Below are 21926 nucleotides of genomic sequence, written 5' to 3'. Positions count from 1 at the left end.
GGCGATCTACAAAAGACGCAAGGAGACGGTCGAGCGTTCCTTTGCCGATGCCAAGCAGCTGCACGGCCATCGCTACGCCCGCTTCCGAAGTCTCATCAAAGTCCGATGCCAGTGCCTGATGGCCGCCGCAGCCCAGAACATCAAGAAGATCGCGATGGCGCTCACAAAGACACCCAAACCGAGCCTCGCATGAATCACAGGAGCAGGACCGATCTCCCTTCAATGCCGCAACCCAGGAAACAAACACACCAGAAATACAAAACCCCGCCAAAATTTGACGGGGTTTGTCAGCAGTCTGTGGGCGCCTTTCGGCGCCCGTTTTGTCATTCCGCGGCAATCGCCGTCGGCGGTTCGTTCTGGTGCGGGTCGTCGTGCTTGCGCCGGCCGAAACGACCGAGGAAGTCGCTCAGGCGGTTCATCTCCAGGAAGATGACGGGTGTGATGAACAAGGTCAGAAGCTGCGAAACCACCAGGCCGCCTACCACAGCGATACCGAGCGGCTGGCGCAGCTCCGAGCTTGCGCCGCTGCCGACCGCGATCGGTAGGGCGCCGAGCAGGGCGCAGAAAGTGGTCATCATGATCGGCCGGAAACGGCGTACGCAGGCCTCGTGGATCGCTTCCGCCGGCGACATGCCAGTACTCGAGCGCAGCGTTTCCAGCGCCACGTCGATCATCATGATCGCGTTTTTCTTGACGATACCGATCAGCATCAGCAAGCCGATGAGCGCGATGATCGACAGATCGAAGCCGAAGAGCTTCAGGGCGAGCAGGGCGCCGAGAGCGGCGGCCGGCAAACCGGAGAGAATGGTCAGCGGGTGGATGAAGCTCTCGTAGAGAACGCCGAGAACCACATAGATCGTCAGCACTGCAGCCAGGATCAGATAGGGCGTGCTGCCCTGCGACTGCTGGAAGATCTGAGCCGTACCGCCGTAGGACGTGAAAACGTCCGCCGGCATGTTGATATCCTTCTTGATCTGCTCGATCTGTGCGGTGGCGTCGCCAAGCGCTTCGCCAGCCGGCAGGTTGAAGGATACCGTGGTCGAGACGAGCTGACCGGTCTGGTTGATGGTCACTGGACCGGTGTTGCGCACGATGTGCGCGAAGGCGGACAATGGAACCTGCTCGCCCTTCGAAGACGTCACATGGATGCGCGACAGTTTCTGGTCGTCCCAAGGCTGGTTCGCATCATATTCGATGATCACGTCATAGCTGTCGCCGGTCGACTGAATCTGGGCGGCGGCGTAGTCGCTGAAGGCCTCCTCAAGCGTGGTGCGCAGCAGGTTGTTGTTGATGCCGTAGGCGGCGGCCTTCTCCATATCGACGACGATGTTGGCCTGCAATGCGTTGTACTGCGCGTCGGTGGTCACGTCGGTAAAGCGTGGATCCTTTCGCATCTCCTGCAGCATCTTGTTGGCCCACTCGTTGGTCAGATCAGCGTTGAGGGCCTGGATGACGAGCTGATATTGGCTGGCGGTCTGGCGTCCGCCGAAGCGAAGGCTTTGCTGAGGATTGATGAAGATCTGAATGCCTGGGATTTTGGCAACGGCGGCGCGCAGTTCGCGCAGCGTCTGGTCAAGCGGTTCGCGATCCTTCTTGTCCTTCAACTGGGCATAGATCGTACCGTTGTTGAGTGTCTGACGCGCGCTGGCGCCGACAACCGACATCACGTGCTCGACGGCAGGGTTCGCCTTGATCGCCGCAGCGGCCTGGTTCTGCAGGTCACGCATCGCCGGAAAGGAAATATCCTGGCGGGCGCGCGTTGAAATCTGCAGCCGTCCGATGTCTTCCTGCGGGAAGAAGCTGGCTGGCAGGGTCAGGAAGAGATAGGCCGAGAGTGCGACCGAAGCAAGGAAGCTTCCAAGCACGATGTAGCGATGGCGAATACACCATTCCACGCCCTTGCCGTAGTTGACCTCGGTCCAGTTGAAGCCCTTGTTGAAGAGGCGCACCGGCAGCGGGGGATGGCTGTGGGCGTTGGAGAGACGCGAACCGAGCATCGGCGTGACGGTCAGCGAGACCACCGCGGACGATACGATGGCGATTGCCACGACCATCCCGAATTCATTGAAGATACGACCAACGACGCCGCCCATCAGCAGGATAGGGATGAACACGGCGATGAGCGAGACCGACATGGAGATAATCGTATAGCTGACTTCTGCCGCGCCCTGGATGGCCGCCTGCCACACAGGCATGCCTTCTTCCATGTGCCGTAGAATGTTCTCCAGCATGACGATGGCGTCGTCCACCACGAGGCCCACCGCGATCGTCAATCCGAGCAGCGAGATATTGTCGACGCTATAGCCGAGCACATACATCATGCCGAAAGTTGATATCAGCGAAAGAGGCACGGCGAGGCCGGGGATAATCGTTGCCGTCACGTGGCCTGTGAACAGGTAGATGACGAGAACGACGAGGCCGATGGTCAGCAGCAAGGTGAACTTGACGTCCGAGATGGCCTCGCGGATTGGCTGGGCCGAGTCGTTCATAACGGTCATTTTGACGGAAGCCGGCATTTCGGCCTGCAGCTTCGGCAGTGTCTTGTTGACGGCATCGACGACGTCGACGGTGTTGGCATCGGGCTGGCGTTGAATAGCCAGAATGATCGCTCGCTGGCCATCATACCAGCTACCGATATTCTGGTTTTCCACGCTGTCCTGCACGTCGGCGACGTCGCCGAGGTGAATTGGCTTGCCATTGGGATTGGCAATCACAAGCGTGCGAAACTGGTCGGCGTTGACGCGCTGCGTATCCGCATTGATCGTCATGCTCTGCGCCGAGTCTTGCAGCGTGCCGACCGGGACCTGGTTATTGGCGTTGACGACGGCTGTATTGACTGTGTCGATACCGATGCCGCGATCCAGAAGCTTGTTCGGATCGACGTCGATGCGCACCGCGTAGGTCTGCGCCCCGTTCACCGTCACTTCAGCGACGCCAGGCAGTGTCGAGATCGATGGAGAGATGATGTTCTCGGCGATATCGTCGAGCTTGCTGCGTTGCAAAGTGTCGCTTTGTACGGCGATCAGCATGACAGGCGCGTCGGCCGGGTTGGTCTTCCGGTAGCTTGGCGGGGTGGTCAGGTTGTTGGGAAGTTTTCTTTGCGCGGTCGAAATCGCCGCCTGCACGTCACCGGCGGCGGCGTCGATGTCGCGGTCGAGATTGAACTGCAGCACGATGCTGGTATTGCCAAGCGAGTTTGTCGAAGAAATTTCGCTGATGCCGGGGATCGTCTCGAACTGCTTGATCAGCGGCGTGGCGACCGATGTCGCCATCGTCTGTGGTGATGCGCCCGTCAGCTGGGCCGAAACGTTGATCGTCGGGAAATCCACCTGCGGCACTGCTGCGACGGGGATGAGCTGATAGCCGGCGAGACCAGCAAGCACCACGCCGATCGCGAGAAGCGTGGTCGCGACCGGACGCTGGATACAGAAGGTCGGGATCATTGTTGCGCTCCAACTGCGATGGTTTCGGTTTTTCCATCATCGGCCGAAGCGACCTTCTCGTTTGGATTGTCGCTGAACTGTTCCTTGACTTCGGTGCCGTTGTTCAGTTGCGACTGGCCTTCGACAACGACATGATCGCCCACCGAAAGGCCTGTGGCGACGGCTGTGCGGCCGCCATTGGCGCGAGCAATTGTCACCGGCGTGATCTTGACCTTGTTGTCCTTTACCACGAAGGCGATATAGCCGTCCGGCCCCGGGCTGACGGCAACGGTCGGCACGACGATGAGCTGCTCGTTGTCGGCGAAGTGAACCATGACGTTCTCGGAGCGTCCCGGCCACAAGGCACCGTTGGCGTTTTCGAAGGTTGCCTTCACAGCGATCGTTCCGGAAGCCTGGTCGACTGTGTTGTCGTAAAAGGTGATCGTTCCGGTGCGAGGCTTGCCCTGCGCAGAGCGGGGAACGGTGGTGACGTGGACAGGGCCCGCGGCCAGCTGTTCCTGCAGTTCGCGCAGATTGTTTTCCTGCATGGTGAACTTGATGTATGCCGGATCATATTTGCTGATCGTCACGATTGGCGTGCCGGCGCTGACATAAGCCCCCAGGCTCAATTGAACATCGCCAAGCCGGCCATCATAGGGTGCCCGTATGTCGGTATTTCCGAGCAGGACCTGATCCGAGGCAAGCTGTGCCTGGTCCGCGCTGAGCGTGGCAATGGCGGCGTCGCGGGTCGCACGTGCTTCATCGGCCGTCGCCTGAGTGCCGGCGCTGTTCGTAAGCAAGCTATTGGCACGGGTCAGCGCGGTCTCCGCTTGGGCAAGGTTTGCCTGGTCTTTCGTAATGTTCGCCTGGTCCTTGTTGACGGCAGCCTGTGCCGTGCGCGGATCGAGCTTTGCGATCAGGTCGCCGGCTTTGACTGTCACGCCATCTTTTACGGCGATCTGCGTGATCAGCCCGGCTTCCTGCGCGGCGATCGTCGTTGAATCGATCGGCACGACCCAGCCGGTCGCGGGAACGTCCATGGGGAGCGTAGTTTTGACGGCGGCAACGGTCTTTACCGCGATTGGGCCGGCCTGACGCTTGCCGCCGGCCTGCGCCGGCTTGCCGGCATCTTTGGTTTCTGCGGAGGCTTGGTCGACAAAGGCGGAAAGGAAAGGAATACGGTCGCGGTAGCTCCATGCTGCAAGGGCTGCGACGACGAGAAGGCCGAGGGGAAGCCAAAGTTTTTTCATATTTAAAGAACCGGTCGGGGCTTGTTGCAGGATGCGCGGGGACGTTGAGGTGTATCTACTGCGTCGCACAACAAAGACGCGTTTCGCCGCAATTCATCACATCGCCGTCGCCGCTAACGTTCGGTAATTCTGTCCCTTTTTACGCGAATTCATGAACGCTGATGCCGTGCAATTTACCACAGTTCTACAGGGCGAAAAATTAAAGCTTGGAAAGCTTTGGAATAGGTTTCGTTTATGCAGCGTAGCAAGCAGTCGAATGACTATTTTTTGATTGCCGTTATGTAATATTCGGCAGGAAAAACAGCCTGAGGCAGTATTTATACTCCGAAGACGTGCTTCAGCGTGCAAGGAGGCGTCGCGCCGCTCACGGAATTGTGTTGTCAGGCCCTTTATGAGGCCTGCAAACTGCTCGTCCGTCACAAGTTCAAAGGGAGCGCGCAGCTCCTCCGTCGCAGCGGACCAGCGTTCCCGTGACGTAGCTTGCCGGTTCGCTGCAGAGGAAGGCGGCCGTCGCAGCGAATTCCTCGACACGGCCATAGCGGCCGGCGGGAATGCGCTGTTGACGCTCGGCGCTGACATCTTCCAGGCTCCGGCCCCCACGTTTGGCCGCGGCAGTGTCAAGCTCGGCCAATCGATCGGTGGCGATACTGCCAGGCAGAAGCATGTTCACCGTGATGCCATGCGCCGCCACCTCGCTTGCCAGCGTCTTGCTCCATCCGACCAGTGCCGGGCGCAGCGTGTTGGAGAGTGCAAGATTGGGAATGGGTTCGATAACGCCGGAGGAGGCGACTGTGACGATGCGCCCCCAGCGTTGCGCCTTCATGCCCGGCAGCAGGGCGTTGGTCAGCGTGATGATCCGCGACACCATGGAGATGAAATAGATCTCCAGCTTGTCGGCGGTCATATCCTCTGTCGTTCCGGGCGTCGGGCCGCCGCTATTGTTGACGAGAATGTCGATGCCGCCGAGCTTGTCGGTCACAGCCTTGGTGACGACCTCAACGAAGTTCTTGTCGTTAAGATCGGCCCAGATCCAGTCGGCACGGCCCTTGCCTTCGGCATTGATGGCTTTGCAATTACCGTCAAGCCTTTCGCCGTTGCGACCACAGAGCAGGACGTTCACGCCTTCGCGGGCCAGTGCCACGGCGATTCCATGGCCGAGCCCCTTGGATGAGGCAAGCACCAGCGCGCGCTTTCCGCCGATACGAAGATCCATCTCGATCACCCTTCATGCTATCCGCAATTCCCGATCGGTTCTTATAGAGCGCCAGCGGGCGATTATGGAAGGCATGCTCCGGAGATTGCGATAAATACCCTCGGAACATTGACGTTAACGTAAGGGTAATTTAACTTGTTTTGCGCGCTGGACGAATTGGAGGATTGCCTGTCGCTTCCCGGCTCGACAATCCTTTTCCGTTTTGACAAGAGATAAACGAAACGGGGAATACGCCCAAGGGGATGAGGCTGCGATCCGATATCATCGGACGCCGCCAAGCGGAGAAGATGAATGACTGACGCGAGCGAGCTGCCGGAACGCGAGAGCATGGAATTCGACGTTGTGATTGTCGGCGCAGGTCCTGCGGGCCTGTCGGCGGCGATCCGGCTGAAGCAGGTCAACCCGGATCTGTCCGTCGTGGTGCTCGAGAAGGGAGCCGAGGTCGGCGCGCATATCCTGTCTGGCGCCGTGGTCGACCCGATCGGCATCGACCGGCTGCTGCCGGGCTGGCGCGAGGAGGAGGGGCATCCCTTCAAGACCGAGGTGACGGACGATCACTTCCTGTTCTTAGGGCCAGCCGGCTCCGTCCGCCTGCCGAATTTCCTGATGCCGCCGCTGATGAACAATCACGGCAATTATATCGTCTCGCTCGGCAATGTCTGTCGCTGGCTGGCCGAAAAGGCCGAAGCCTTGGGCGTCGAGATCTATCCCGGCTTTGCCGCGACCGAAGTGCTCTATAATGACGAGGGTGCCGTCATCGGTGTCGCCACCGGCGATATGGGCATCGAGAAGAATGGCGAGCCCGGCCCGAACTATACCCGCGGCATGGCGCTCTTAGGCAAATATGTACTGATCGGCGAGGGCGTGCGTGGCTCGCTCGCCAAGCAGCTGATTGCCAAGTTCGATCTTGCGCGCGATAGCGACGTGCCGAAGTTCGGCATCGGCATCAAGGAACTCTGGCAGGTCAAGCCGGAAAACCACAGACAGGGCCTGGTGCAGCATTCCTTCGGCTGGCCGCTGGGGATGAAGACGGGCGGCGGCTCGTTCCTCTATCACCTGGAGGACAATCTCGTCGCGGTCGGCTTCGTGGTGCACCTGAACTACAAGAACCCCTATCTCTATCCCTTCGAGGAATTCCAGCGCTTCAAGACGCATCCGGCGATCCGGGGCACCTTCGAGGGTGGCAAGCGCATCTCCTATGGCGCCCGCGCCATCACCGAAGGCGGATACCAGTCGGTGCCGAAGCTGACCTTCCCGGGCGGCGCCCTGATCGGCTGCTCGGCCGGCTTCGTCAACGTGCCCCGTATCAAGGGCAGCCACAATGCGGTGCTGTCAGGCATGCTGGCGGCGGACAAGATCGCCGCGGCGATCGCGGCCGGTCGCGGCAATGACGAGGTGATCGAGATCGAGAACGAATGGCGCTCTTCGGATATCGGCAAGGATCTGAAGCGCGTCCGGAACGTCAAGCCGCTGTGGTCGAAATTCGGCACGGCGATCGGCGTGGCCCTCGGCGGCCTCGACATGTGGACGAACCAGCTCCTCGGCTTCTCCTTCTTCGGCACGCTGAAGCACGGCAAGACGGATGCGCAGAGCCTGGAGCCCGCAGCCCAGCACCAGAAGATCGACTATCCCAAGCCGGATGGCGTCTTGACCTTCGACCGTCTCTCCTCGGTGTTCTTGTCGAACACCAATCACGAGGAAGATCAGCCGGTGCATCTGCAGGTCAAGGATATGGCACTGCAGGTGTCGTCAGAACATGATGTCTATGCCGGTCCGTCGACGCGCTACTGTCCGGCCGGCGTCTACGAATGGGTGGAGAAGGACGGCAAGGACACCTTCGTCATCAATGCCCAGAACTGCGTCCACTGCAAGACCTGCGACATCAAGGACCCCAACCAGAACATCAACTGGGTGCCGCCGCAGGGTGGCGAAGGACCGGTCTATCCGAATATGTGAGATGCGATGACGGAGATGGAAAGAGGCGCCTGGACGATCCGTTCGGCCAGGGCCGGCGAACTGCATCTGCTCGCTGCCATCGAGATCGATGCCTTCTGGGCTCTGCATGAGGCCGGCGCGGTCGCCTGCGAGCCGACATCGCTGCCTCTCGATGTCCTGCAACAATCTCTGGCGGAAGACTTGTTGTTTGTCGCCGTCGACGGCATGGATCAACCGTTCGGCTTCGTGGCCGGTCTTCTTGAGGATGGCTCGGTTCATATCGCCGAACTCGATGTCGTCAGACGTTGGCAGAAGCGAGGCGTTGGGCGGCGGCTGATGGAAGCTGCGATTGCGGCGGCGAAAACGCAAGGGGCCGCTGGCGTCACTTTGACGACGGACCGGCAGGTGGCCTTCAACGCGCCATTCTATGCCTCCTTAGGATTTCAAATCCTCGATGACGAAGAAAGGCCAGCCGTTCTCACGCAGATCCTGGAGAATGAGGTTGCCCATGGCGCCGATCCGGCCCGACGCGTGGCCATGGCGTTGCGTTTCTGAACTATAGCGGCGCGGCAATTCCGAGGTTCTCGGCGACACGTTGTAGCCGCTTGTCGCGCGTCCAGAGATAAGTTCCAGGCGCCAGTATCGTCGCGGCCGCGAGATGAGCATCGATATAGCCGATTCCGGTACCCTGCAGTTTGTTGCTCCGGATGAAATAAAGAACGTCCTCATCCGAGACTCTCGCAATCGGAGGCAGTCGGCGGAGGCTTCCTATCACCAGATCATATTGCCGCAGATTGCCAAGACCGATCTCACCGACGACGAAAGGATGAACGACGACTTGTTTTTGCTCCAGCAGGGATTGAAGCCGCGCCTCCAACGCATGAAAGTGATCGATCCAGATCGACGTATCGACCAGGATCATTCGACGCCAAGCTGACGACGAGGGGGAGCCGTGATATTTGGTTCGGTGCCGCCGAGACGTATCAGCGTTTTGGCGGCTTCCCGTTCCACAAGGGCTTTCAATGCTTCACGCAGGATCGCCGAGGTCTCGGCGAGACCGGTAACCTCGCGTGCATCCGCAAGCAACTTATCGTCGATGGCTACGGTGGTGCGCATTGATATCTCCGTTGTCATCAAAATTAGCATCAGATGATGCCGCTTTCAATGCCGAAGACTGCACATGGCAGCCTTCGATCCATTGTCTTGCAGTTGAAGGATTTATTTCCGGGCCAGCACTCCGGTCGAAAGTGCCACCCCAAGTCCCGTAACGATCGCTGCTGCAATCCCGGCCAGTCCGATTTCCTCGCCGAGCAGAAAGCCGCCGCCGATCGTGGCAAGAACAGGGGTGATGGCGGTGAAGGCTGCGGCCTGCGTGCCACCGAGAGCCTGGACGGCAAGGCCGTAGGCCAGTGTGGCGGCAAGACCGGAGAGCAATCCCTGGCTGACGATCTGCAGGCCGATTTCCGGCAGCGGCACCGAGGCGAGTGAGCTGCCGAAGACAGCGGCCAGGCCGAGATGGATCAGGAACGACCAGACGGCGATGATGGCGCTCGACTGCAGAGCACTGAGACCAGAGCGGCGGAAAGCATGAGTGTAGCTTGCCCAGAGCACGGCAGACAGCGGCAGCAGCGTAAAGCCTTCCCAGGAGACCTGCACGCCGTAGAGGCTGCGGGCAAGCAATATCACGACACCCGCGACGATGCCGCCAAGACCGAGCCATCGGGTGATATCAAGCCGCTCGCGAAACAACAGCACACCGATCAGGGCGGTCGCCAGTGGCATGGAACCCCCGAGCAAAATGCCGGCCGAGGAGGCGGGCGTGAATTGAATGGCAAGCGTGGTCAGCTGGAAGAAGACGGCGCCGGAGCCGCAGACCATCAGCGCCAGCAGTTTCAGCGGTACGCCCTTCGGCAGCAGGCCCGTCTTCCACCAGACGGGAGCCAGCACCAGGGCCGGCACGCCATAGCGGATCAGGCCGAGATCGATGGTGCCCATCTGCGTTTCGGCCGTGTGGCGGGTTGCAAGAATCCAGTTTGCCCAGATCAAGACAGTGACGACGGCGCCGGCATAGCCGACCATGGTGGGTGTTGCCTTGCGGGTGGAGAGAGACAAAGCGGTCATCGACATATCCTTTCCAACGATCCGGTTATCTTTCGAATGAGGAAAAGATAGCGCCGAAGGCCGAGGCATGTCCTTGCTAGTTATGGCTCTAAAATGATGCTATCAGCAATAATCTACCAATTTTAAAATACGGGTTTCCTTAATATGCCAAAATTCGATAAATTCGATATCGCGATCCTCAACTGCCTGCAGGAGGATGCGCGGGCGACCAATGTCGAGATCGCCGAGCGCGTAAACCTCTCTCCATCGCCCTGCTTGCGGCGCATTCGCAATCTGGAAAAATCAGGGCTCCTGCGCGGCTATCGCGCCGATATCGACCGCAAGGAAGCCGGCCTCGGTCTAACGGTTTTCGTGGAACTAAAGGTCGGTCATCATTCGAAGGAGAATTCGGAAGCGCAGCAGGCAGCACTGCTCGCCATTCCGGAAATCGTCGCTTGCCATCTGATTTCGGGAACGGCCGATTTCCTGGCGGAAGTCGTCGTGGAGGATCTTGCCGCCTATGAGAAGGTGATGTCGGAAAAGCTTCTGGTGCTTCCCGGTGTGGTCGATCTGCGCTCGAACTTCGCGATTCGCACCATCAAGACCAACGGCGCATTGAAACTGCCAGTGCCGGAATGAAGTGAAAAGGGCCGTTGCCGGCCCCTTTGCGATGAGAATCTGATTATCCTCAGAGCATCGTTCCGCTGAGGATCAGCAGAGCGACCGAGAAGTAGATTACAAGGCCGGTGACATCGACCAGCGTCGCAACGAACGGCGCCGATGCGCTCGCGGGGTCGAGCCGCAGCTTCTGCAAAACGAACGGCAGCATCGAGCCGGCGAGCGAACCGAAAGTGACGATACCGATCAGGGCCGCAAAGACGGTAACGGCGACCAGCTGCCAGTGCGGGCCATAATCGAACAGACCGATAGTCTGCCAGAGCACGATGCGTGCGAAGCCGACGAGGCCGAGGATCGCGCCGAGCACGATACCCGTCGGCAATTCGCGGAACGCCACGCGCCACCAGTCCGAAAGCTTGAGCTCGCCGAGCGCCAGCGCCCGGATGATCAGCGAGGTCGCCTGCGAACCGGAGTTGCCGCCCGAGCTCATGATCAGCGGGATGAAGAGCGTCAGCACGACAGCCTTTTCCAGCTCGCCCTCGAAGTGCTGCATGGCGCTTGCCGTCAGCATTTCGCCGAGGAAGAGGGCTGCGAGCCAGCCGGCGCGCTTGCGGATCATGCCCGCAAAGCTGATCTTCATATAGGGCTGGCCGAGTGCTTCCATACCACCGAATTTCTGGGCGTCCTCGGTCGTATCGGCGATCATGGTGTCGATGACGTCATCGACCGTGACAATGCCGAGCATCATGCCCCTGTCGTCCACGACCGGGAGCGCCAGCAGATCGTGGCGTCGGATCAGGCGGGCGACATCCTCCTGCTTCATCAGCGGCGGCGCCGTGATCGGTGTGCCCTTCTGAGCTACGGTCAGGATGCAGGCATCTGGTTCACCGGTGATGAGACGGCGCAGCGTCACGACATGCAGCAGTACATGCGTTTCGTCGTCGAGAACATAGATGGCATAGACCGTTTCGCGGGAGCGCTCGACCTGGCGAACGTGATCGAGCGTCTGGGCCACGGTCCAGCTCGCGAAAACGCTGACGAATTCCGTCGTCATGATGCCGCCAGCCGTGCGGGGCGGATAGCCCATCAGGCCCTGGATCGCCTGCCTTGTATGTTCGTCGAAGGTGGCGAAGAGCCGGGCGCGCGCCTCGACATCCATTTCCAGCAGCACGTCGGCGACGCGGTCGTTGGACATGCCGTGCAGCAGCCGCGCGGCATCCCCATTGCTCATGACTTCGAGGATGGCAGGCGCGTTGCGAAGTTCTGGCCGGTCGAGAATGCGCACGGCGCGCTCTTCCGGCATTTTGGCGAGGATGCGCGCAGCCTCTGATGCCCCAAGCGCATTCAGCGACTCGACACGCTCGGCGATGGTTACGGCTCGGTTGTTATTAATGAATGCACGAGCGGCATTGCCGGCCCGCGTGGGAAAGCTGTTGATGTTCATTATAGCTCGCCTTTCTGGTCGATCCGCCGTCGTAGCGGATCGTGGCGAGCCGACAGGAGTCGGTTAGTGCACGAATGCTACTGACGGCAAAGGCAATCGACTACTACTGTCGCTAGGCATCGAAAGATGACTCCGGTTGATCGGTATGGAGAACGCTGTTCCCCACGAGCGGAGAAGTCGCGCCGAAGGCATAAAAAGTCAAGAGGTGGGACATGCCTAAACGCGCAATCCTGCAATAAAAATTTGTTTAGGCGGCTGCAAATATTTGCGATGCAACAAAACGTGGTGCAAAGGCGTTAAAACAAAGCGGCCGGACGACATGCGCCCGGCCCGATCTGTCGCGAATATTGGTCGCTCAGAAGCCGGCCAGAACGACCTTGCCCTTCATCTTGCCGGTCTCGACGAGGGCATGCGCCTTCTTGAGATTGGCTGCGTTGATCGTGCCCGCGGTCTCGGTCAGCGTCGACCTGATCTTGCCGGCATCCACCAGTTCGGCGATCTTCGTCAGCAGCTTGTGCTGCTCGATCATATCGGCGGTGTGGAAGAGGGGACGGGTGAACATCAGTTCCCAATGAGTCGATACCGCCTTGCGCTTGAAGGGTACCACATCGAGCGTTTTCGGGTCGTCGATCAGCGCGAATCGGCCTTGGGGCGCGATAGCCTCGATGATCGAGCCGATATGATCTGACGTGTTCGTCGTCGAGAAGACGAAGGCCGGTGCGCCGATGCCGAGCGCCTCGATCTGCGGCGCAAGCGGCTTCGAATGGTCGACGACGTGATGGGCGCCCAATTCCTTCACCCAGGCCTGCGTTTCGGGTCGCGATGCCGTGGCGACAATGGTGAGATCGGTCAGCGCGCGTGCAATCTGGATGGTGATTGATCCAACCCCGCCGGCTCCGCCGATGACGAGAATGGCATTGGCGGAGCCAGGAACCGGATCCTGTACCTTCAGCCGGTCGAACAGCGTTTCATAGGCAGTGATCGATGTCAGCGGTAAAGCGGCAGCGGCGGCGAAATCGAGGCTTTTCGGCTTGGCGCCGACGATGCGCTCGTCGACAAGCTGGAATTCGGCATTCGATCCATCGCGACTGATGGAGCCCGCATAGAAGACCTCGTCTCCAGGCTTGAACATGGTGACGTCAGGGCCAACCGCCTTTACGATACCGGCGGCATCCCAGCCGACGATCTTGTATGCGCCTTCGGGCGGCGCGACATTGGCACGGACCTTGACATCGACCGGATTGACGGAAACGGCCTTTACTTCGACGAGCAGATCATGACCCTTTGCCTCGGGCGTCGGCAACTCGATGTCGATCAGGGATGTCTCTGCGGAAATGGGCTGTGGTTGCTTATAGGCGACTGCGCGCATGGGAGAAGCTCCTGGGTTGGTTGCACAGAGGCTAGATGCGCATTATCCTCAAAGGGCGCAAGAATGCACAATTTCTGTACGTAGGTACAAAAAGGATACTGTCAAATGTCGGTTCCCCGTTCCAAGCTTGTCAGGAATTTTCCCGGATGCCCGGTCGAGGCGACGCTGAGCGTGCTCGACGGCAAATGGAAGGGCGTGATCCTGTTTCACCTGATGGAGGGAACGCTGCGCTTCAACGAAATCCGCCGCAAGCTGCCGTCGGTGACGCAGCGCATGCTGACCAAGCAATTACGGGAATTGGAAGAATCCGGGCTGCTATCGCGCACCGTCTTTCCGGTCGTGCCGCCACGCGTGGATTATGCGCTGACGCCGCTTGGCGCCAGCCTCGGGCCGATCATCAACGCAATGGCCGTCTGGGGCGAGGAGAATGTATTTTGTCGTGACGGGCGCCAGCAGCTGGGCGCCCCAGGGACGTCATGCGCGCCCGGTGCGGCGCTCCAGGCCAACTGAAACGGCAAAGACGGCAAGACCGGCAACGGAAAGCACCGCACCGACATAGCCGGTGGCAGCCGCCGTAAAGCCCCAGGATATCACCAGGCCGCCGAGCCAGGCGCCGAGCGCATTGGCGATGTTGAAGGCAGAGTGATTGGAGGCGGCGGCCAGCGTCTGTGCGTCGGCAGCCACATCCATGAGGCGCGTCTGTACGGCCGGGCAGGCGGCAAAGCCGCAGCCGATCAGGAAGACGCAGATGCAGAGCATGATCGGATTAGCCGCCGTCAGCGAGAAGAGCGTCATGATGACGATGTTAAAGATCATCATGCCGCCGATCGTGCCCTTGATCGAGATGTCGCCAAGGCGCGAACCGACGATGTTGCCGACATTCATGCCGATGCCGAAGAGCGCAAGCACGACCGGCACCATGGCAGTGCCGAGGCCGGCGACCTCTGTGGTCGTCGTGGCGACATAGCTGAAGATCGAGAACATGCCGCCGAAGCCGACGGCGGCGACTCCAAGCGAAAGCCAGACCTGGATGCGCTTCAGCGCGCCGAGCTCACGCGTGATGCTGGCGCCTTCCTCGACCCTGTCCTTCGGCAGGAAGAGGGCGATGAGCAACATGGTGGCGAGGCCGATAGCACCGACCATCATGAAAGCAGCCCGCCATTCGAGCAGCTGGCCGAGGAAGGTGGCGATCGGCGTGCCGATGAGCGTCGCGATCGTGAGACCAAGCATGACCTGGCCGACGGCGCGCACGCGGCGATGGACCGGCACCATCGAGGCGGCGACGAGCGCCGCGACGCCGAAATAGGCGCCATGCGGCAGGCCGGTGATGAAACGCAGCGCCGTGAAGCTTTCGAAAGTCGGCGCAAAGGCGCTGGAAATATTGCCGGCGGCAAAGATCGCCATCATCAAGAGGAGCAGCGTGCGGCGCGCCATCTTGGCGGCAAGCACGGCGATAACAGGCGCACCGACGACGACGCCGAGCGCATAGGCGCTGATCACGTGGCCTGCTTCCGGCGTGGTGACGCCAAAGGTGTCGGCGACGTTGGGCAGAAGTCCCATGATGACGAATTCGCCAGTGCCGATGCCGAAGCTGCCGACGGCCAGCGCTAAGGTCACCAGCGCAATGGCAGCGCGAGATGGCGCTTCGAGGATGGTCTGGCTATCGAGAGCCTCGACGGAAATATCGCTCACGGAAACTCCTTGGGCGACACACCAAGACGGGGCGCCGCGATCAGGCAGCGAACCCCACATTCGGCGCTCAGTGCATCAGGACGAATAAGGAACTGGAACGGCACGGACATGCCTCGCGCGACAATATCGATGACGCCGGTACTTCTGTCGCGTGCATTTATTGCAGTGCAGCATGTCGTATCATGCATAAGTGCGCGTTGCACAACCCGGGCAAAGGCAGCGATTCTTGAAATCGCTTCATCCGGAACCATTTGTGAAAGAGCGCACGGGGCTTCTTAGCCCTTTATTGAAGTAAAACTTTTCGGAAAACCGAGAGCCCCATGAAACTGATCGGCTTTTTCAATCGCGATGGCGGCACTTTCCGCACGACTGACATGGCTGCCTATGAAAAGAAAGCGGAACAGGTCTTCCGCGACGCCGGTCATGATTTCGAAGCTGTGGTCGTGGAGGGGCGCAACATCGTCTCGGCGATGGAGCGCGCGGCACGGCGCGACGATATCGACGGCATTGTCGCCGGCGGCGGCGATGGTACGATTTCGGCAGCTGCCGCCATCGCCTGGAAGAACGGTGTCGCCCTCGGCGTCATTCCGGCCGGCACCATGAACCTCTTTGCCCGTTCGCTGCGGTTGCCGCTCGACATATGGCAGACGTTGGGCGTGCTCGCGACAGGCGAGGTCGACAATGTCGATATCGGCAGCGCCAATGGCCGCGCCTTCGTGCATCAGTTCTCGGCCGGTCTACATGCGCGCATGGTGCGCTACCGCAATGGCTACACCTATCGCTCCCGCTTCGGAAAAATGTCGGCCAGCGCCCGCGCCGCCTTCGGCGTCATCGCCAACCCGCCGGAATTCGATGTCGACTTCGAAGCCGGCGGTATTCGCGAGCGCCGCCATGTCTCAGCGATCTCCGTCTCCAACAACCCTTTCGGTGCCAATGCGTTGCTTTATGCCGACAGCCTGCGCAGCGGTGAACTGGGCTTCTATACCGCAAAGCCCCTTCGGCCGCTCGGCGTCGCCCGGCTTGCCATCGACATGCTGCGCGGCCGGGTTCGCGAGAATGCCGATGTTATGGTCATGCATGCGCCGGAGGTGCATCTGCATTTCCCGAAGCTGCGCCAGCTCGCCAACTGCGTCATGGATGGCGAGCTTTTACCGCTTGAGCGCGACGTTACGCTCAAGGTGCATCCCGGCGAGCTCAAGGTGATGGTCCGAGAGGGGACAGCCGCCAGCATTGCGCGCGAGGGCGCCGTCGACAGCGTCGCCATCTGACACATTCAGAGGCGGGGCAGGTAGGTCCTATAATCGAAATCGGAAACCGTGCGCAGGTGGCTGAGCGCTTCCTTATGCTTCGTCTCGCCGTAGAGTTTCTGATACCGCTCACCGAAAATATCGGCAACGAAGGCTGACCCTCGGAAGCGCTCGACGGCCGTCAGGAAATCATGCGTCAGCTTGGGCGCATCGGCCGGCACATAAGCCGGCGTCGTCTCCTCGCCGGGATCGAGGTCGTTCTGCAGGCCGAGCAGCATGCCGCCCAGGATTGCCGCCAGCATCAGATAGGGATTGGCGTCGGCGCCCGCGACGCGATGCTCGATGCGCGCACCCGGCCCATCCTTCTCTGGAATGCGCACGGCCGTGCCGCGATGGCCGAGGCCCCAGGTCAGATCGACAGGTGCAAACGAGCCCGGCTGGAACCGGCGATAGGAATTGGCATAGGGTGCAAAGATCAACTGCGCATCCTGCAGCGTCTGCAAGAGACCCGCGCAGATCGATTTCAGTCTCTTCGGCTCGCCGCCGGCCGCATCGAGGACGTTGCGGCCTTGAACGTCGATGATGCTGGCATGCACATGCAGCCCGGAACCGGCGTGATCCGTATAGGGCTTGGCCATGCAGGTCGATTTCAGGCCATGCTTGCGCGCCGCCTGCTCGGCCACGCGCTTCAGCATGATGCAGTCATCGGCAGCGGCCAGCGCATCCGGGCGGTGCAGCAGGTTGACCTCGAACTGGCCCGGGCCGAATTCCGCCGTCGTCGCATCCGCCGGCAATCCTTGAGCCCGCGCATAGGCGCGCAGCGTTTCGAGATAATCGTCGAGGAGATCGACGGCATCCATGTCGTAGAGCTGAAAGCCGTTCGGTTCGCCCCGGTAGGTCAGGGCCGGCGGCGGCGAGGGAATGCCTCTGTCGCGCCAGTCTCCGGCAAGCAGATAGAATTCCAGCTCGGTCGCGATGACGGGCGTCAATCCAAGCGCCTTATAGCGATCGACAACGGACGAAAGAATAGCGCGTGGATCCTGAAAGCTCGGACTGCCATCGAGCTCGTGCATGGTGGCGAGTACCTGCTTCGATCCCTGCGGCGCCCAGGGCATGTCAGCCAGCGTGCGCTCGTCTGCAACACAGGTTCCATCGGGATCTCCGATCGTCATCGACAATCCGGTAATCTCGTCATTGTCGTAACCCCAAATGTCGAGCGATTGCGTCGAGGTCGGCAGCCGCACGGCGCCGGACCAGACCTTCTTTTCGGCCGCAATCGGGATCTGCTTGCCGCGCAGCCGGCCGTTCATGTCCGAGATCAGCACTTCGATGCGCGCGTTACCTTCGGTTGCGTTGTCGGCCGCCATGCTCTTGTAAATCCCCAATGCTCACGGCATGGTCGTAAACCAAGATAGCTTTCAGTCAAGTGTGGCTGCGTTGCGGCCTGCACGTCGTCGCGGTGTCGGTGGACTCGCCTGACAAATACCAATTCAAAGAGGGTTCGAAATAAGCATGTCCGATACGCCAAGCCGCTCCAATCTCGCCGCCCTCGATGCTGCTCATCACCTTCATCCCTTCGCGGACATGAAGAAGCTGAACGTAGACGGTGCACGCGTCATCCAGCGCGGCGAGGGCGTCTATATTTTCGATGCGGAAGGGCGGAAGTATCTGGATGGCTTTGCCGGCCTCTGGTGCGTGAACATCGGCTACGGCCGCACTGAAATCGCTGATGCTGTTGCCAGGCAGATGAATGAGCTGCCTTATTATAACACCTTCTTCGGCACCACGACGACGCCGGCGACGCTTCTTGCCGAGAAGGTCTGCGCCCATGCCGGACCGCAGTTCAACCATGTCTTCTTCACCAATTCCGGCTCCGAGGCAAACGACACCTGGTTCCGCATGGCAAGGGTCTACTGGGCTGCTGTGGGCAAGCCGACGAAGAAGACCATCATCGCGCGCAAGAACGGCTATCACGGCTCGACGGTCGCCGGCGCCAGCATGGGCGGCATGAAATACATGCACGAGCAGGGCGATCTGCCGATTCCGGGTGTCGTCCATATCGGCCAGCCCTATTGGTATGTCGAGGGCGGCGATCTCTCGCCGGAGGAATTCGGTCTGAAGATGGCTCGTGAGCTTGAAGCCAAGATTGATGAGCTGGGCGAGGATAACGTGGCGGCCTTCGTCGCCGAGCCGGTGCAGGGCGCCGGCGGCGTCATCATTCCGCCATCGACCTATTGGCCGGAGATCGCACGCATCTGCAAGGCAAGGAACATCCTGCTGGTCTGCGACGAGGTGATCTGCGGCTTCGGCCGCCTCGGCGCATGGTTCGGCCATCAGCATTTCGGCGTCGAGCCCGATCTCGCGCCGATCGCCAAGGGGCTGTCGTCAGGCTATCTGCCGATCGGCGGCGTGCTTGTCAGCGACCGTATCGCTGATGTGCTTATCAACGAAGTCGGCGAATTCAACCACGGCTTCACCTATTCCGGCCACCCTGTCTGCGCGGCTGCCGCCCTCGAAAACTTGAGGATCATCGAGGAGGAAAGACTGGTCGAGCGTGTGCGCGACGATATCGGTCCCTATTTCGCCAAGGCTTGGGGCAGTCTTGCCGATCACGACATGGTCGGCGAGGCCGTCAGCATCGGCCTCATGGGCGGCCTGCAGCTCGCCGCCGATAAATCCACACGCCGCCGCTTCGAAAAGCCGGATGCGATCGGCTCGGCCGTTCGCAACCATGCTCTGGCGAACGGCTTGGTGCTGCGCGCCACCGGCGACCGCATGCTGGCCTCGCCGCCGCTGGTTATCAGCCACGAGGAAGTGGATGCCATGGTACGCATCGCGCGCGCCGCTCTCGACGCCGTCTGGGCGGAAGTGAAATCGTAATCAGGGCCTGAACGCCGGTGCTGGCACTTCCCACTTTCCCGCCTTGTGAAGGGCAAGCGTCAGCGCCGCAACATGGATGACCTGGATCATCTTGCCTTCCAGCGCCAGCTCTATCGCCCGCCGGATCGGCATGCGGATCAGGCGGATGCGCTCGGTGGGGTCTTCCGCTGGTTTGGTGGCAAGCTCGACATTGCGGGCAATGACGATATGGGAGAGATTGGTATGCGTGGCCGGATTGGGCGCAAGCTTGCCGACATATTCCCAATCGGAGGATGAAAGGCCGGTTTCCTCGCGCAGCTCGCGCGCTGCGGCCTCGACCGGGCTCGCGTCGGTCGCATCCACGGCCCCGCCGGGAAGCTCGAGCGCCACGACGCCAAGCGCGTGGCGATACTGCTGGACGAGGTAGATATGGTCCTCGGCATCGAGCGCGATGATCCCGACCCAATCGGGATATTCCAGCACGTAATAGGGCGCAATCTCCACGCCGTCGGCCGTCACGCAGTCATCGGCGCGGACCTTCAACCAACGATCATGAACCAGACGCGTCGAGTTCGTCGTCCGCCAGGACGGAAGATCCGCGGTGTCGGACAGCAGGCTTGCGATATCGTCTTCCGAGCTCATGCGCGGTTCAGCTCTCGTTGCGGATAGGCCCGTGCATAGGCGAGATACCTAGGCGTCCTGATGATCTCGATCGAAGATCTTGCGCACGATATAGTTCGGCGAGAGATCGTCGCGATAATAGATGCGGGCGATCATTTCGGCGAGGATGCCTGTCGTGATCATCTGCACCGACGACAGGAGCAGCACGACGCCGACCATCAGCAGCGGACGGCTGCCGATATCGTCGCCGAAGATGAATTTATCGACAAAGAGCCAAAGCAGGACCAGGGCGGCGAGCGCGCCGAGGCCGAGACCGAGCGAACCGAAGAAGTGCCCCGGCCGAGCCTTGTAGCGCATGAAGAACATCACCGACAAAAGATCGAGGATGACGCGGAAGGTGCGGGAAATCCCGTATTTCGACGTGCCGTGCTGGCGGGCATGGTGCGTGACCGGGACTTCGCCGATCCGCGAGCTCGGCACGACGCCGGCGACCCAGGCGGGGATGAAACGGTGCATCTCGCCCATCAGCTTGACCTGCTTGATGATGGAGGAGCGATAGATCTTCAGGCTGCAGCCATAATCATGCAGCTTGACGCCGGTGATGCGGCCGATCAGGTAATTGGCGCACCAGGAAGGAATCTTACGCAGCAGAAGCCCATCCTGCCGGTTCTTGCGCCAGCCGACCAGCAGGTCGAGCTGCCGCCGCTCCAGTTCCTCGACCATGGAAGGAATGTCTTTCGGGTCGTTCTGCAGATCGCCATCCATGGTGGCGATCAAGCGGCCGCTCGCCGCATCGATGCCAGCCTGCATGGCGGCCGTCTGGCCGAAATTGCGCTGGAGCTCGACGATGCGCAGCGTCAGCCCTTCTTGCGAAAGCGACCGGCGGGCATTGACGAGTGTCGCGTCGGTGCTGCCATCATCGACCAGGATCAGTTCCCAGGACTTGCCAAATCCACGCATGGCGGAGCTGATGCGCTCGATCAGCGGTCCGACGCTTTCTTCCTCGTTGAAGACGGGTACGACCAGCGAAAGCTCGAGAGGGCTTGCCGGATCGGCCTGGGGGAGGGTCGACTCTGCCGTTGTCTGCAACACTTCTTTCTCCTAAAAGACCGGCAGTACCTGCCGGACGAAACGAGCGAGAAGTCCGGTTTCAGCCTCCGCTCGCCTTTGGGTGCCCTAACTACATGAAGACTCCGACGGTTGCCAGCCGACAGAATTGGTTTATTCGCAACCGAATGACGCTACTGACGCTCGCGGTCGTTCTTGCTTATGCGGCCTTCATCGAATGGTTCTGGGGCTGGACATCGATCCTGGCACAATGGGGCAATGTCGGCGCCCTGCCGATCCTTCTGGCACTGGCGCTCCTGACAGGCACCTATTTCCTGCGCACCTGGCGCATCTACGATTATTTCCCGAAGGAAACCTCGGGTCATTTCGCAGCGCTGTTCCGCGTCACGCAGGTCCATAATCTGCTTAATATCATGATGCCCTTCCGCACCGGAGAGACCAGCTTCCCGGTGCTGATGCGGTCCGAATTCGGCATCCCGCTGGCCCGCGGCACCTCGGCGCTGTTCGTCATGCGGCTGCTCGACCTGCATGCACTGCTGGCTGCCGCCGGTGTCGGCCTTGCACTTGCCTCGCCTTATCGCGTTCTGGCCTGGATCGCATGGGTGGTTTTCCTGCTCCTGCCGGTCGTAGGCTTTGCCTCCCGCCGGCCGCTTATCCGCCTTGCCGCCCGCATCTTCCCGAAAAAGGCGCAAGGGCTGGTGCACGAGCTGGAACGCGGCCTGCCGGTCGATGCACAAGCCTTTGCGCGCGCCTGGTTGACGACGGTGGTCAATTGGCTGGTGAAGGTCGTGGTGCTCGCCTGGGCGCTCGGCCTTATGAACGTCACGCCACTTTCAGCAAGCTTCGGCGGCGCGCTCGGCGGTGAACTGTCCTCCGTTCTGCCGGTGCATGCACCCGGAGGCGTGGGCACCTATCCGGCCGGCATTACCGCCGGAGCCATGGCCTTCGGTGCCTCGGGCGAGAAGGCGGCGATCGAAAATCTCGCCCAGGCCAGCATCAATGCGCATCTGCTGATCGTCGTCTCAGCGCTGACGGGAACCGCGATCGGATTGCTTGTTTCGCGCAAACGCGCGACCGCGCTCTGAAGG

Annotated in this window: 20 protein-coding genes; 8 read left to right on the top strand and 12 right to left on the bottom strand. The window is 60.7% G+C overall.

What is annotated here, in order from left to right:
• Positions 1-193: transposase (locus tag PH552_RS31935; RefSeq protein ID WP_285166529.1), on the top strand; the 193-nt coding region annotated here is incomplete at its 5' end.
• 130 nt (positions 194-323) lie between these two features.
• Here PH552_RS31935 and PH552_RS31930 read toward each other — a convergent pair.
• From PH552_RS31930 to PH552_RS31920, 3 genes are all read right to left on the bottom strand, one after another.
• Positions 324-3443, bottom strand: coding sequence for an efflux RND transporter permease subunit (locus PH552_RS31930; protein ID WP_113250741.1), 3120 nt, complete (start codon positions 3441-3443; stop codon positions 324-326).
• Entirely contained in the window at positions 3440-4672 is a 1233-nt protein-coding gene (locus tag PH552_RS31925; protein ID WP_113250740.1) for an efflux RND transporter periplasmic adaptor subunit, read from the bottom strand. Before PH552_RS31925 ends, PH552_RS31930 begins: the two co-directional genes overlap by 4 nt.
• Before the next feature lie 424 nt (positions 4673-5096).
• A complete protein-coding gene (locus tag PH552_RS31920) occupies positions 5097-5885 on the bottom strand; it encodes an SDR family oxidoreductase (protein ID WP_113250739.1) in 789 nt (262 codons plus the stop codon).
• A gap of 291 nt (positions 5886-6176) precedes the next feature.
• Here PH552_RS31920 and PH552_RS31915 point away from each other — a divergent pair, with 291 nt between their 5' ends.
• Complete coding sequence (locus tag PH552_RS31915; protein ID WP_113250738.1) at positions 6177-7841, top strand: electron transfer flavoprotein-ubiquinone oxidoreductase; 1665 nt, start codon at positions 6177-6179, stop codon at positions 7839-7841.
• 6 nt (positions 7842-7847) lie between these two features.
• Positions 7848-8375 (top strand): GNAT family N-acetyltransferase, encoded by a 528-nt coding sequence (locus PH552_RS31910; protein ID WP_112342652.1) that lies wholly within the window; start codon positions 7848-7850, stop codon positions 8373-8375.
• Between the two features lies 1 nt (position 8376).
• Here the strand turns inward: PH552_RS31910 and PH552_RS31905 are convergent, their stop codons facing one another.
• The 3 genes from PH552_RS31905 to PH552_RS31895 form a co-directional block, all read right to left on the bottom strand.
• Entirely contained in the window at positions 8377-8742 is a 366-nt protein-coding gene (locus PH552_RS31905) for a type II toxin-antitoxin system VapC family toxin (RefSeq protein WP_112342653.1), read from the bottom strand.
• A complete protein-coding gene (locus PH552_RS31900; protein ID WP_112342654.1) occupies positions 8739-8936 on the bottom strand; it encodes a type II toxin-antitoxin system VapB family antitoxin in 198 nt (65 codons plus the stop codon). The genes PH552_RS31905 and PH552_RS31900 overlap by 4 nt, the downstream gene beginning before the upstream one ends.
• Positions 8937-9038: 102 nt before the next feature.
• Positions 9039-9941, bottom strand: a complete 903-nt coding sequence (locus tag PH552_RS31895) for a DMT family transporter (protein WP_112342759.1) — start codon at positions 9939-9941, stop codon at positions 9039-9041.
• A 144-nt stretch (positions 9942-10085) separates the two neighbouring features.
• On the opposite strand from PH552_RS31895, the gene PH552_RS31890 reads away from it, so the two are divergent.
• Complete coding sequence (locus tag PH552_RS31890; protein ID WP_113250737.1) at positions 10086-10559, top strand: Lrp/AsnC family transcriptional regulator; 474 nt, start codon at positions 10086-10088, stop codon at positions 10557-10559.
• A 49-nt stretch (positions 10560-10608) separates the two neighbouring features.
• Here PH552_RS31890 and mgtE read toward each other — a convergent pair whose 3' ends face one another.
• Positions 10609-11982 carry a magnesium transporter gene (mgtE, locus tag PH552_RS31885; RefSeq protein ID WP_113250736.1) on the bottom strand — a complete coding sequence of 458 codons (1374 nt, stop codon included), beginning with the start codon at positions 11980-11982 and terminating at the stop codon, positions 10609-10611.
• A 355-nt stretch (positions 11983-12337) separates the two neighbouring features.
• Positions 12338-13351: a zinc-binding alcohol dehydrogenase family protein gene (locus PH552_RS31880; protein ID WP_113250735.1), complete on the bottom strand. Its 1014-nt coding sequence runs from the start codon at positions 13349-13351 to the stop codon at positions 12338-12340.
• A gap of 105 nt (positions 13352-13456) precedes the next feature.
• Between PH552_RS31880 and PH552_RS31875 the strand changes: the two genes are divergently transcribed.
• On the top strand, positions 13457-13861 hold the full coding sequence (locus PH552_RS31875; RefSeq protein ID WP_112342658.1) for a winged helix-turn-helix transcriptional regulator: 405 nt from the start codon (positions 13457-13459) through the stop codon (positions 13859-13861).
• On the opposite strand, the gene PH552_RS31870 is transcribed toward PH552_RS31875, so the two are convergent.
• Complete coding sequence (locus tag PH552_RS31870) at positions 13826-15043, bottom strand: MFS transporter (protein WP_113250734.1); 1218 nt, start codon at positions 15041-15043, stop codon at positions 13826-13828. The two genes, PH552_RS31875 and PH552_RS31870, sit on opposite strands and share 36 nt — an antisense overlap.
• A gap of 320 nt (positions 15044-15363) precedes the next feature.
• Here PH552_RS31870 and PH552_RS31865 point away from each other — a divergent pair, with 320 nt between their 5' ends.
• Positions 15364-16311 (top strand): diacylglycerol/lipid kinase family protein, encoded by a 948-nt coding sequence (locus PH552_RS31865; RefSeq protein ID WP_113250733.1) that lies wholly within the window; start codon positions 15364-15366, stop codon positions 16309-16311.
• 5 nt (positions 16312-16316) lie between these two features.
• Here PH552_RS31865 and PH552_RS31860 read toward each other — a convergent pair whose 3' ends face one another.
• Positions 16317-17657, bottom strand: a complete 1341-nt coding sequence (locus PH552_RS31860) for a glutamine synthetase family protein (protein WP_113250732.1) — start codon at positions 17655-17657, stop codon at positions 16317-16319.
• Positions 17658-17802: 145 nt separating this feature from the next.
• Here PH552_RS31860 and PH552_RS31855 point away from each other — a divergent pair, with 145 nt between their 5' ends.
• Positions 17803-19170: an aspartate aminotransferase family protein gene (locus PH552_RS31855; RefSeq protein WP_113250731.1), complete on the top strand. Its 1368-nt coding sequence runs from the start codon at positions 17803-17805 to the stop codon at positions 19168-19170.
• Here PH552_RS31855 and PH552_RS31850 read toward each other — a convergent pair whose 3' ends face one another.
• Both PH552_RS31850 and PH552_RS31845 read right to left on the bottom strand, forming a co-directional pair.
• Positions 19171-19791: an NUDIX hydrolase gene (locus PH552_RS31850; RefSeq protein WP_113250730.1), complete on the bottom strand. Its 621-nt coding sequence runs from the start codon at positions 19789-19791 to the stop codon at positions 19171-19173.
• Positions 19792-19839: 48 nt separating this feature from the next.
• The gene (locus PH552_RS31845) at positions 19840-20859 is read right to left on the bottom strand and encodes a glycosyltransferase family 2 protein (RefSeq protein ID WP_181592366.1); all 1020 of its coding nucleotides are present in this window, start codon (positions 20857-20859) and stop codon (positions 19840-19842) included.
• Between the two features lie 95 nt (positions 20860-20954).
• Between PH552_RS31845 and PH552_RS31840 the strand changes: the two genes are divergently transcribed.
• Positions 20955-21923, top strand: a complete 969-nt coding sequence (locus tag PH552_RS31840; protein WP_113250729.1) for a lysylphosphatidylglycerol synthase domain-containing protein — start codon at positions 20955-20957, stop codon at positions 21921-21923.
• The last annotated feature ends 3 nt before the right edge of the window (positions 21924-21926 follow it).

The sequence above is a fragment of the Rhizobium aureum genome (assembly GCF_030182495.1).
In the GTDB taxonomy this organism is placed as follows: Bacteria; Pseudomonadota; Alphaproteobacteria; order Rhizobiales; family Rhizobiaceae; genus Rhizobium; species Rhizobium tropici_C.
The sequence above is the reverse complement of the archived record's forward strand: the minus strand, read 5'-3'. Positions and strand labels throughout refer to the sequence as shown.

Excerpts from the sequence above, each read along its gene's own strand:
- PH552_RS31875 (WP_112342658.1), top strand. The coding sequence starts at position 13,457 with ATGTCGGTTCCCCGTTCCAAGCTTGTCAGGAATTTTCCCGGATGCCCG.
- PH552_RS31880 (WP_113250735.1), bottom strand. The coding sequence starts at position 13,351 with ATGCGCGCAGTCGCCTATAAGCAACCACAGCCCATTTCCGCAGAGACA.
- PH552_RS31930 (WP_113250741.1), bottom strand. The coding sequence starts at position 3,443 with ATGATCCCGACCTTCTGTATCCAGCGTCCGGTCGCGACCACGCTTCTC.
- PH552_RS31890 (WP_113250737.1), top strand. The coding sequence starts at position 10,086 with ATGCCAAAATTCGATAAATTCGATATCGCGATCCTCAACTGCCTGCAG.
- PH552_RS31900 (WP_112342654.1), bottom strand. The coding sequence starts at position 8,936 with ATGCGCACCACCGTAGCCATCGACGATAAGTTGCTTGCGGATGCACGC.
- PH552_RS31895 (WP_112342759.1), bottom strand. The coding sequence starts at position 9,941 with ATGACCGCTTTGTCTCTCTCCACCCGCAAGGCAACACCCACCATGGTC.
- PH552_RS31865 (WP_113250733.1), top strand. The coding sequence starts at position 15,364 with ATGAAACTGATCGGCTTTTTCAATCGCGATGGCGGCACTTTCCGCACG.
- PH552_RS31905 (WP_112342653.1), bottom strand. The coding sequence starts at position 8,742 with ATGATCCTGGTCGATACGTCGATCTGGATCGATCACTTTCATGCGTTG.
- PH552_RS31860 (WP_113250732.1), bottom strand. The coding sequence starts at position 17,657 with ATGGCGGCCGACAACGCAACCGAAGGTAACGCGCGCATCGAAGTGCTG.
- PH552_RS31915 (WP_113250738.1), top strand. The coding sequence starts at position 6,177 with ATGACTGACGCGAGCGAGCTGCCGGAACGCGAGAGCATGGAATTCGAC.
- PH552_RS31910 (WP_112342652.1), top strand. The coding sequence starts at position 7,848 with ATGACGGAGATGGAAAGAGGCGCCTGGACGATCCGTTCGGCCAGGGCC.
- PH552_RS31850 (WP_113250730.1), bottom strand. The coding sequence starts at position 19,791 with ATGAGCTCGGAAGACGATATCGCAAGCCTGCTGTCCGACACCGCGGAT.
- mgtE (WP_113250736.1), bottom strand. The coding sequence starts at position 11,982 with ATGAACATCAACAGCTTTCCCACGCGGGCCGGCAATGCCGCTCGTGCA.
- PH552_RS31840 (WP_113250729.1), top strand. The coding sequence starts at position 20,955 with ATGAAGACTCCGACGGTTGCCAGCCGACAGAATTGGTTTATTCGCAAC.
- PH552_RS31920 (WP_113250739.1), bottom strand. The coding sequence starts at position 5,885 with ATGGATCTTCGTATCGGCGGAAAGCGCGCGCTGGTGCTTGCCTCATCC.
- PH552_RS31925 (WP_113250740.1), bottom strand. The coding sequence starts at position 4,672 with ATGAAAAAACTTTGGCTTCCCCTCGGCCTTCTCGTCGTCGCAGCCCTT.
- PH552_RS31855 (WP_113250731.1), top strand. The coding sequence starts at position 17,803 with ATGTCCGATACGCCAAGCCGCTCCAATCTCGCCGCCCTCGATGCTGCT.